This is a genomic window from Mycoplasma sp. 5370 (assembly GCF_054343435.1).
This window is the reverse complement of sequence record NZ_JBTGVF010000001.1, coordinates 63,781-76,133: the sequence shown is the minus strand read 5'-3', so window position 1 is coordinate 76,133 and position 12,353 is coordinate 63,781. Positions and strand designations below refer to the sequence as shown.

The window sequence follows — 12,353 nt, the reverse complement described above, 5'->3', positions numbered from 1 at the left end:
ATTGAGAAATTTTTACACAAAATTTATTACACTTCCGAAAAACGCCGCAACAATTTGCTGCGACGTTATAAAATAATGTTAAGTTTTTGTGTCCATGTTTATTTTTGTGAATAGTCATCTTTAAATGTTTGATCTAAAGAATCTAATGCACTTGTAACTAAATCAAGTTCTTTTTTAATTTCATTGTAATCTTGTGTTGAAGTTATCATTGTTTCATCATAAGAAGAAGCAATTTTTTCTAATTTATGAGAATAAATTGCTAATGCTTCAAGCTGTTTAGAAGATTCTAAATTATAGGAGTTAGAGTATTTTGTTGGTTCTTTCTTATTTTCATTAATATAAACTTCTTTAACTACTTCATTTACAACTTCTTTTTCAATATAAACTGGAACTTCTTTAACTACTTCCTTAACTATTTCTTTTTCGATGTAGACAGGAACTTCTTTAACAACTTCCTTAACCACTTCTTTTTCTACAAATACAGGTTTTTCCTTTTCAACAATAACTTTTTCTGGTTCTTTATCAATAGATTCAAGAATTTTTTTCTTTAAGTTTTCAATTTCTTTTCTTAAAACTTCTTTATCCGAATTACTATCTCTAAGTTTTTCCATTAAAACAGCAATTTCTTTTGCATATGATCCATTTGAACTTTTAAATAATTCTTCAAGATCAGTCATTTGTCTGTTTAATCTTTCTATTTCTCTATCTTTACTTGAAACTTTTCTTTCTGGAATATAGTCATCATTAGCAGGGAAGTATGTTTTATGATCTGCAAGAACTTTGTAATCTGTAATTTCTTTTAAAAATTGATCCGCTTGTTCTTGATTTCTTAATCTAGAATTTGTAAAAATATAAAACTCTTCCATTGCTTCATCATATTTGATATCTCCATCAAATTTTTCAGTGTTTAATTCAAATTCAAAACCATCTGATGTTTTATCCATAATTAATAATCCACCAAAGATTCTTTTTTCTGTTTGGAATCAAATTGCACTTTCATATCCTACTGCTAAGAATCAGTTCATAGCTTCTTTTCTTGTTTTAAATAAAGCTAGTCCTTGTTTTAATTTTGGGTGTTTTAATACTCAAGGGTATGTTTTTGAGAATTTTTTATCAAAATCTCTGTTATATTGGCATAATAAACGTTTCATAATTTTCCTTTTATTTGTTTTATTTTCTTTTTGAATAAAATATAATATTTCATCTAATTTATACTTTTATATTAAATATTTTTAAACTTTATTTAAATTAGTTATTACTTATATTAATCTTGAATTATATAAATAATTTTTAAAAAATTAATTCTTCTTAAGTAACGAAAAACAACTTTAAAATTTCTTTTAAAATCGTTTTTTATAAAATTAAAGACAAGAATAATAAAAAAATTAATAAGAAAATTCTATATATATATATATATATTATAGATATTAAATTTTTGGTTTAATAATTCCTTATATTTTTGTGTTTTCATAACTTATAATATTATACATTAAAAAAGCAAAATATGGGATTTTTACCGTGTAAACAGAAATATTTGAACTAATATTCATTAAAACTAAAGGTTTAGTTTTAATTTTAAATAATTAGATTTTAAAATTTTCAAAATTTCTGTTTGCTTTATTGCATTAAATAATTAAATTTAAATTTACTAAATTAAAAAAAGACATAAATTAGATATCTACATTTATGTCTCTATGAAAATAAATTTATTGAAAATTAATTAATTTATTTAATTAAATAATTCAAGTAATTCTTCTAAATTAAGTTCTGCAGTTGATGAAACTATTTTATCTGCAATACTTCAATTTTCTTTTTCGTTATGTGTGATAGCTACTGTATGAATATTAGCATCTTTTAAACCTTGAACACCGGCAATTGCGTCTTCAAAACCAATTGTTTCTTCTGGTTTTAAATTAAGTCCTTGTGCAGCTTTTAAAAAAATTTCTGGATTTGGTTTTCCTTTAGAAACTGTTGCAGGATCAACGATAAAATCAAAATAATCAAATAATCCAATTTTTCTTAAAATTAATGGAGCATTATAAGAGCTTGAAGCAACTGCTAATTTTAATCCTTTTTCTTTTGCTGTGTTTAAAAATTCTTTAATATTAACTAAAATATCTTTTTGATCAATGTCTGTTTCTAATAATTTTTTATAATATTCATTTTTATTATTAGCCATTGTTACTATTTCTTGTTCACTTAATGAAACATTAAAAAGTTTTAAAATAGCATTTAAAGTATCAATTCTGTTTAATCCTTTTAAAGAACTATTTTGTTCTTCTGTGTAATTTAAACCAATTTTAGCTACTTCATTTTTTCAAGCTTTATAGTGTAATGAAGCGGTTTCTGTTATAACTCCATCTAAGTCAAAAATTAAACCTTTTATCATTTTTCAATAACCTCAAATTTTTGTTTTTTATTAGATATAATTACTGGTTTTTCATTTACATAAACTTCAAGATCGTTACCTGAAAGTTTTTCAATTGTAAAGTCTTTTCTATTAACAGTTACTTTTAATTTAGTATTTTTTACTAATATTGAATAAGTTAATTTTGTTCATTGTTTAGGTAAAATCGGAGCAATAAATACTTTTTTATCTAAAAATCTAAATCCTCCATATCCATAAACAATACTTTGTCAAATTGCTGCCAATGAACCTGCATGCACTCCTGCATCTGCAGAATGAAAATTAGTTCCCATATCAATATTTAAAGAATATTTAAATAATTTATACGCAATGTTCATTTTTCTTAAATCTACAGCTTTAATTGCATAAGTTGTAGGACTTAAAGATGAATCGTGAGTTGTAATAGGTTCATAATAATCAAAGTTTGCTGCAGCTACTTCTTTAGAAAATAGTTCACCTAAAACAAATGTGGAAAGAACAACATCTGCTTGTTTTACAAGTTGAGAACTTAATCTCTTGTGTCCTTCAGTGGTATTAAATAATTTTTTACCTGCATCACCTAATAATTGGAAAGGAGTAACATCAATTAAAGGAAGATTTTTGAACTCATCATTTTCTCATATGATGTTGTTTTCATTTGGTAATTGTTGTACTAAATTATCTCTAACATCTTTCATTAATTCCAAGTCTCATTTATAAGGTAATTTAGCTGCAATTTTATCTAAAATTGCCTGATTTTCCTTTGTATTTGATAATTCTTCTATATAGAAAATAGCTAGTTCTAAGTTTCTTTTAGCAATTAAATTAATAAAGTTATTATTTGTTATGTTACCTTTATATTCATTTGGTCCCATTACATTGCTAATATGATATTCTTTCCCTTTTTTCTCAACTCTAGAAGTTCAGAAAATAGCAGTATCAATAATCATTTCATAACCCATTTGCACCATAAAATCTTTATCATTAGTTACTTGGAAATATTGATCAACAGCAAAAGCAATGTCACCTGGAACGTGAATTTCTTGTTCTCTAGAAGCAATTGGAACTTGTTTTCCTGTAACTACATCAGGTTGCCCTCAATAAGGTGTCATTTCTCCTTCTGTTGGTCAAGCCATTTCTCAAGGATATTGAGCACCAATCATATTTTTTTCTGCAGCTTTTCTTCTTGCTCCTTCAATTCCTTTGTAACGGTATTCTAAAAGATTTCTTGCAACTTCCGGTTTAGTAAATAAATAGTTTGGAACAACGAAAAATTCAGTATCTCAATAACAATGTCCTTGATATCCTTCACCTGTTAATCCTTTTGCTCCTACTGACATATTTGAAGAATGTGTGGGAACAAAAGAATTCATATGATAAATTCCAAATTTTAGTGCTAATGCATCATATTCAGCATCTTTTTCACCTTCAATTTGAACATCAAATTGTTTATAAATTTCATCATATGCTTTCTTATTGTCTTTTACTAAATTCGAAAATTTTAGTGTTTCTAATAAAATACTTAAATTTTTAGCATTTTCTTTAACTTCATCAAAACTTAATATTGGATCTTTATCAACAGAAGTAGAAACTGACATTATTTTTTCTAATCTAAAGTTTTTTTCTGTAGAAATGGTTGTTTTAATTTCGTATCCCACTTGTCTACGAGACATTTTTAAAACATAATCATCATTTCCGCTTTCTAATAATTTTCCATTTAAGTAAGCTTTTACTTTCATATTATGAATCACTCATCTTTGTGATTCATTTGTTTGTTCTTGATATTGTAAAAGTGAAGGAGCAATTAAGATTTTTTTACCTTCATCAAAATGTTGAATTCCATGGTTTGTTGTTTGACCATTAATTAAAGGTAAAATTTTAATTTTTGAAGGTTCTCCACTTATTTGATTAATTTCTATTTCTTGAGCATAAATGTTTTTATTTATTTGTGAAACAACACGCTTAAAAGTTAAAACAAATTTTTTGGATTTTTTAGAAAATTTAATTTCTCTAAAAAGTAATCCGTTTTTTAAATCTAAAGACTTTTTATACTCCATTTTTTTATCGATCATAAAAATTTCATCATCAATATAAATAGAAGTTTGAATTAAGTCAGCTAAGTTAGCAATTTCAGAAACTTCTGTTTTGTCTCCTTGATTAAAAATTCCGTTTACAAAGAAATCTTCTTTGTTAAACACACTTCTTTCTTCATCAACTGCTCTTATTCCTAAATAACCATTACCTTGTGAAAAAATAGACTCTGTTTTTTTAGTTACAAGTGGATCGAAACCTGTTTGACTAATAATAAAATTTTTTGTATCATAAAATAATTTAGCCATTTTATTTTTCTAAGAACATAATAGACTCATACGGTCTTAAAGTATTCTTAATTCCTTTCTTATCTGTATATGAACTAATTAAAATTTCTTTATTTAAAATATTTTTAATATTTATATCTAATTCTTTTTTAGTTAAATTTATCAATGAAATAATTTTGTTATTAAAATCATCAAATCTTTCAATTTGAATAACACCATTATCTAATAATTTCATTTTTGAATTTCCGCTAATTAAAATTTCTTTATATTTTTTTCTTAATTGAATAATTGATTTATAAAAATTTAAAATTGAATCACTTCTTTGTTCTTGTTCAGCAACAGAAGATTCTCTATAATAACCTGATTTTTTAATTCAAGTTTTAGTTCCTTTATTAAATCCAAAGTTTTCAGTTTTATCTCAAACCATCGGTACTCTTGAATTATCTCTACTGTTTATATTGTGAAATCTTGTCATTTCTTGTTCTGTATATAATTTTTGTTCATCAACAAAAATTCTGTAAGCATTTAAAGCATCTACATCTCTGAATTCATGTCTGCAATTAAAAACAGGATTTTTTAGTCCAATTTCTTCTCCATATAAAATTGTTTGGATTCCCTTTAAAGAGAATTGGTAAAGAGCAAATGATTTTGCTGATTCTTTTCAATAAAGATTTTCATCACCTCATCTTGAAATAGATCTAGCTGTATCATGTGATGAACTAAAGTTAGTAATCATATAATTTTTGATTTCAGAATTGTTTTGATATTCAAGAATTGAAGAATTTGCAAAATCATTAGTATTTCAATTTGCATCATAACCATTTCTTCCTGTTTGTTTTCCTCAACCAATTCATCATGAACCAAAATTATAGAAGTTATCTGCTATTTTTTCTTTACCTTTTCCGTATTTTAATGCTGTATCTGGTTGAATTCCAGATGCTTCACCAATAAAGAAAACATCATTTTTTGTTTCATAAATTTTGTTTAAAAATTTTTGTAAATATTGAACCATTTTTGAACCAAATGAATGTTTAAATTTACCCTTATTTATTTCTTTATGAACATGTTGAATAGCGTCTAATCTAAATCCCCTTACCCCTAATTTATATCAAAAATCAATAACATCTACCATAGCATTAATAGTAAATTCTGATTCTCAATTTAAATCCACTTGTTCTTTAGCAAATAAATGGAAATAATATTTATTTAAAGAAGGTACATATTGTCATGCACTACCACCAAAAATTGATTCTTCTTTTCCTGGTTTATCTGTTCAAATGTAATAATTGTGTTCTTGGTTTTTCTCTGATTCAATAGCTTTTAAAAATCATTGATGTTTGTTTGAAGTGTGGTTTAAAACAATATCCATAATTATTTCAATGTTTTTTTCTTTTGCTTTAGAAACCAATTCTTTAAAATCTTCCATTGTTCCAAAAACTGATCATATTTTTTTGTAATCCAAAACATCATAACCTGCATCTGCAAACTCTGTGTCATAAATTGGACAAAGTCAAATTGCATCTACTCCAAGTTCTGATAAATAATCTAGTTTAGAAACAATTCCTTTTAAATCACCGTTTCCGTCATTGTTTGAATCTTTAAAAGATCTTGGGAAAATTTGATATATTACTTTTTCCCCTCATTTTTGTAAATTATCTTTCATTTTTCACTCCATTATTTTGTGTATAATCTCTATTATTTTACTACTAAAATAAAAATAAAAAAATTTTTTTATCATTTTTCAAAAATTCAAATAATATCAAATGTTATATCTTATTTGAGAATAAATAAAAATGCCCTATAATTGGGCATTTGACTAATATTTTTCTCTTATTTTTTCACCATATATAGAATTATAAATATTTTTATTTGTTTTCTAAAATTATAGATGTTTTTGCTGGTACTATATTTTCTTTTTTATCTTTTAAAGATATGTGTCTTGAAGATAAAACTAATTTATATTTATTATAATCAAAATGTTCTGGGTGGTCATTAAAATTATGAATAACTATTGCTTTGTTTGTTTTTTCTTTTACTGAAAAAACAACAAAATTTTCTCTTATTTCTTTATATTTTAATTTTCTATTTATTTCCTTTGCGGTATGTAGTCTAAAATATTTTGTTTTATTTCTAAATTTTAAAAGTTTTTTAAGAAAATCATAAACTTTTTCTTTAATTTTTCTATTTTGAAGATGATTTCATTTTAAACCATTAACGTAGTCTGTTGTTTTGTATGAATTATCAACAACAAAATCATTTTTATCATTTGATAAATTATTATCATTATTTAAAATTTTTAAATATCTATTATCGTGTTGTCCTGATTTATCTAGAGGTTTTGTTTGTAATAATTCTGTTCCTGCTAAAATCAATTGTCTACCTTGTGAAGTTAATTGCATCATTAAAGCTTGATTATATAAATTAATATTTTCGCTAAATGACAAGTTAGAAGTGGTTATTATTTTATCTCAAAGGGTAAAACCATCATGGCAAGCGGCATATTGTAATGTAATATTTGGCTCATTAGCAAAAACTGAATAAGCATCTTTTTCGATAAACTCTGAATTTGGATAATCAAATTTCTGTATATTTCCCGTAATTGAAACAAGAAAATCACTAAACTTACTGTAATTACTGGTTATAAGTCCTTTTTCATTATCTTCTATACTATCAGCACCTTTAATTGCGTTTCTAATAGTGTCATTAAAATAAGCAAACTTAATACTATTGGTATTTACTCCTTTAGTAAAAGAGTTTTCAAATTTTAAATCACTAAAAGGTCATGCTTCTCCGTGTAAAACAATATTTTTATTGATCTTTTTAAGTTCATCTTGCATTTTGCAAAGAGTTGTTTTATCAATAAAAGTTGATAAATCGAATCTAAAGCCATCTACTCCAAAGTATTTAGCAAAATATACTAAAGAATCAATCATCATTTTTCTTACCATTTTTGCTTCACTATTTAGAGCTGGTAAATCAACAGGAAAAACTTCAGAATTATTTCTAAAATAATAATTTGGAGTTATTGTTTCTAATAAATCATTAATCATCATATGGTTAAAAACAACGTCCATTATTATTGCTATACCATTTTTATGTGCTTCATTTACAAAGTGTTTAAATTCTCTTAATCTTGCATAAGGATCCTTAGGATCGGATGAGTATCATCCAGCAATTGAAAAGTAATTTAAAGGATCATAACCTCAGTTATAATTGGTTGTTCATCCTGTTCCTTCATTTTTATTTAAAATGTTTAAGTTTTTATCACTTAATGTATAAATAGATTGAATAGGTAGAAGTTGTAAATGAGTTATTCCTAAATCTTTTAAGTATTCAAAAATATTATTTTCCAAAGCAGCATTAAATGTTCCTAAACGATTCTTAAAGTTATTTTGATCTAAAAGTGAAGTAAAATCTCTAATATGTAATTCATAAATTAAAGGATCAACACCATTATTTAAATTAGTTTTTAAAGGGATAGTTTCTATTTCTTCAACTAATGTTTTTTCTCAATCAACAATTACAGCTAAAGGGATTTTTTGAGTTGTTCCTTCTCAATCAAAAGGTGCAAAAACTTTAGCATATGGATCAAAAATATATTCAAAAGGTTGATCTTTAGTTCTTTTTATTTTAAATAAATAATAATATCCTTCATAAATTTCAGAAATTTTTCCTGTTCATAAATCATTATTTCTTTTGCAACCGATTGTAGTAATCTTTTGCATTCTTTCATTTTTATTAAATATTTCAACATAAACTTCAGCCACATCTGGTATTCAAATTCTAAAAAAGAAGAAGTTATCTTTTTTAAAAATTCCTTGCGAACTTATTTTTTTAGAAACTCTTTCATCAATTCTTTGTACATTTTTATTTACAATTTCATAATTTCCTTTATATTCCATCATTTTTCCTCTTTTTTGATTTTAATATAATTATATTTTATAACATTTTTAAAATTTTTTAAAATTTAATGTATGATATTTGTTATATTAAATATAATATCAGCAAAATAAAATACCAAATTAATGGTATTTTAATTTTTATTGTTCTTCACCATCTTGAATCATTTCTTTTGCTTTTGCAAGTTCAACACTAAAGAATGATGTAACACCACGTTTTTGCATAGTTGCTCCAAATAAGTGGTCTACTTTAGTCATTGTTCCGTGACGGTGAGTAATAACTATAAATTGTGTTTTTTCTTTTAATGACTGTAAAAATTCTGCATAACGAATAACATTAGCTTCGTCAAGTGCTGCTTCTACTTCGTCCAAAATACATAATGGAATAGGTTTAGCTTTAATTATTGCAAATAATAAGGAAATTGCAATAATTGCTTTTTCTCCACCTGAAAACAGTTTTAAATTTTTAACTGATTTACCTGGTGGTTGAGCTATGATATCAATTCCTGTTTCTAAAATATTTTGTGGATCTGTATATTGGATTTGTGCATCTCCACCACCAAACATTGTTTGAAATACAAATCTAAACTCATTATTAACAATGTTAACAGTTTCTTGAATTTTATTAACAATGATTTTATCCATTTCACTAATAGCTTCAAGAATTGTGTTTTTAGCATCATTTAATTCTTCTTCATTATCTTTTAAGTTTGTGAATCTTTCTTCAACTTCTTCACACTCTTCTATAGAATCCAAATTAACATTTCCTAATTGTTTTATTTCTTCTTTTAAAGCATTAACAAGAGTTCTGGCATTTTCAATTTCCATTTCAAGTTTGAAATTATTTTGTGCAGTTTCTAAAGTTAATTGATAATGTTCTGTTAATCTTCTTTGACTTTCAGTTAAAACCATTTCAACTTTATTTTTATCATTTTCATGCTGAGCATTTACTTTACTTAATTCATAAAGTTCTTTTTCAACTTCATTTTTTTGATTAATATAAGGTAAAAGTTCGTTTGCAAGAGAAGCAATTCTTGTTTTTTTAATTCTAAGATTTGCTGCCATCTCGTTTTTTTGGTTTGTTAATTCAACAAGATTATTACTAATTTCATCTGTTTTTGAAATTTCAAGAGCTTCAGAACTTACTGATTCATATTTTGCTCTTAAAAAATCGTATTTATCTGTTAAATCTACTCTTTTTTGTTTTGTGTTAGCAAGTTCATTTTTTCATTCATTAATTGTAGAAATTAATTCTTCTTTTTTATTTTTTAATTCTACTTCTTTTTGTTCAAACTCTTCTTTTTTCTTTAATAATAAAGGAATTATTTTCTTTAATTCATTAATGTTATCATCAAGTTGCATTAAACTATTATCTGTTTCTTCTTTTGCTCCACCTGAAATAACTCCACCAACTCTAATAATGTCTCCATCTAGCGATACAACCATATATTTAAGTTGTAAAAGTTTGGATAATTTATTGGCATCTTCAATGGTTTTTGCTACAACTATATTACCAAGTAAAAAGTCTCTTAGTTTGAAAAATTCTTTATCTGTGTCAACAAGTTCTGAAGCAATTGCAACAAATCCAGGTTGTGTTTGTAAAGCAACTTTGTGTTCTTGTTTCATTTCTTTAGGTTGTATAGATGCTAAAGGAATGAAAGTAGCCTTACCACCATTATTTTCTTTTAAAAAGTTAACTGCTTTAACTGCTGTTTCAGGAACATCAACAACAATGTGTTGCAATGCACTTTTAAGAATTGCTTCAATTGCTGGTGCAAATTCTTTTTCAGCTTTTATTAAGTCAAAAACTGTTCCTTTGAATCCTTTACCAAATAAAGTTTTGTTTTCAACAATAGTTTTTGTACCTTTAAATAAATTGGTTTTATTGTTTTTGTGCTCTTCTAAAATTCTTAATTTAGTTTTAGCACTTTCGTGTTTATTGTATGAAGAATTTTTTTCAGAAGCCACTCTATAAAGTTCTTTTTCGATATTTGTTAATTCATTTGAACTTTGAGAAATAGTTTCTTCTGTTTTTTGTTCTGAACTACGGAAATGCCCGATTCTTGCGTGGATTTCTGCAATTTCTTCTTTTAAACTAGCGATTTGTTCTTCTGGAGTTGCTTTAATATCTCCATTAATAATATCTTGTCTTCTTTGTGTTATTTTTGATTGTCTTAGTTCTAATTGATGGATTTCATTTTCAACTTTAGTTAAATCATTTTGTAATTGATCTGCTTCTGTTTCTAATTTTAATTTTTGATTAGTATTTTCATTGATTGTAGTTGAATATAAAGATAATTTTGATTCTAAATCATCTCTTTTTTCGATTATATTAGTTAATTCTTGTTTTAAAAATCCCATTTTATCTGTAAAAAACTTAAGATCTTCAACAAGAAGACCAACTTCTACAGATTTTAATTCAGCTGATTTTTCAATAAAAATTTTTGCTTTTTCAGCTTGTTTTTTTAATGGAATTAATCTTTTTTCAAGTTCAGCAATAATTGTTCTAACTTTATCCAAAGCTTCTTCAGTTGTTTCTAATTTTCTTAATGCTTCAACTTTTCTAGCTTTATATTTTGAAGTTCCTGCAGCTTCTTCAATAATACCTCTTCTATGTTCTGGTGAAGCTTCAGCAATATCACTAATTGTTCCTTGAGAAATAATCGCTAATGATGATTTGGAAATCCCAGATTCCATAGCAATTTCTTTAATGTCTTTAAATCTTGCTAATTCTCCATTGATATAATACTCATTTCCGCCTTTTCCTCTGTGTAAAACCCTAGAAATGGTGAAAATATCATGTGGAACAGAAACTGCTTTATCACTATTATCAAAGGTTAAAATAACTTCTGCTTTGTCTAATTCTTTTACCGTCTTAGAACCAGCAAAAATTACATCCTCCATACTATCTCCCCTAAGGGCTTTAGAAGATTGTTCTCCTAATACTCATCTAATAGCATCGTTGATGTTAGATTTACCTGAACCATTTGGACCAACAATTCCAACAACTCCACCATCAAAATTTAAAACCACTTTATCAGCAAATGATTTAAAACCTTGTGCTTCAACTTTTATTAATTTCATAATTACCTCTTTTTAAAAGTACTCAATGCATCTTTAGCTGCTGCTATTTCTGCATTTTTCTTATTTTTTCCTTTTCCTTTTCCAAAAATTTTACCATCATAATGTAATTCAGCATAAAATTCTTCGCCTATTTTTTGAACCCTGTATTCTCCAGGATGTTTTGTTATCGATTGTAAAATTTCTTGAAATTCAGATTTAGGATCTTTCTTTATTTCTAAAATCGATTTGTTTATAGTTTTGTATAAAGTTTTTTCAAGAAATTTTTCTAAAACTTTATCTCCTTGATCTAAATAGATAGCCGCTACTAAGGCTTCAAATAAATCAGCATTCGTTTTTTTATTATTAAGAATTTCCATAGCTCCTTTAGAAATTCTTAATAATTCATTTAATTTTAATTCAAAAGACAACAATGAAAGTGAATTTGTATCAACAATTTGCGATCTTTTAATTGTTGCTTCTCCTTCATTAAAATTCTTATACTTTTGATAAATATAATATGTACTTTTAAAATTTATTAGTGAATCACCAAGAAATTCTAAAAGTTCATAATTTTTTTCATTTTTATGTTCATTTGTAAATGATTTATGCGTAAAAGCCTGTATAAAAAGTTTTAAATCATTAGGTATTATATTAATGCTTTTTAAAAATTCTTCAACTTTTTTCACT

At 25.4% G+C, this 12,353-nt stretch carries 7 protein-coding genes; all 7 read right to left on the bottom strand.

The features are described from left to right. Positions 1-98: 98 nt before the first annotated feature. Complete coding sequence (locus ACXX88_RS00375; RefSeq protein ID WP_458559236.1) at positions 99-1,151, bottom strand: MAG3090 family protein; 1,053 nt, start codon at positions 1,149-1,151, stop codon at positions 99-101. A gap of 578 nt (positions 1,152-1,729) precedes the next feature. Further along, on the bottom strand, positions 1,730-2,389 hold the full coding sequence (gene pgmB / locus ACXX88_RS00370) for a beta-phosphoglucomutase (RefSeq protein ID WP_458559235.1): 660 nt from the start codon (positions 2,387-2,389) through the stop codon (positions 1,730-1,732). After that, entirely contained in the window at positions 2,383-4,725 is a 2,343-nt protein-coding gene (locus ACXX88_RS00365; protein WP_458559234.1) for a glycosyl hydrolase family 65 protein, read from the bottom strand. Before ACXX88_RS00365 ends, pgmB begins: the two co-directional genes overlap by 7 nt. Before the next feature lies 1 nt (position 4,726). Then, a complete protein-coding gene (locus ACXX88_RS00360) occupies positions 4,727-6,367 on the bottom strand; it encodes an alpha-amylase family glycosyl hydrolase (RefSeq protein ID WP_436358964.1) in 1,641 nt (546 codons plus the stop codon). A 202-nt stretch (positions 6,368-6,569) separates the two neighbouring features. Beyond that, the gene (locus tag ACXX88_RS00355; RefSeq protein ID WP_458557488.1) at positions 6,570-8,609 is read right to left on the bottom strand and encodes an alpha-amylase family glycosyl hydrolase; all 2,040 of its coding nucleotides are present in this window, start codon (positions 8,607-8,609) and stop codon (positions 6,570-6,572) included. Positions 8,610-8,744: 135 nt separating this feature from the next. Then, positions 8,745-11,687: an AAA family ATPase gene (locus ACXX88_RS00350; protein ID WP_458559233.1), complete on the bottom strand. Its 2,943-nt coding sequence runs from the start codon at positions 11,685-11,687 to the stop codon at positions 8,745-8,747. 2 nt (positions 11,688-11,689) lie between these two features. Next, positions 11,690-12,352 carry a ribonuclease III gene (gene rnc, locus ACXX88_RS00345; protein WP_458559232.1) on the bottom strand — a complete coding sequence of 221 codons (663 nt, stop codon included), beginning with the start codon at positions 12,350-12,352 and terminating at the stop codon, positions 11,690-11,692. Between the last annotated feature and the right edge of the window lies 1 nt (position 12,353).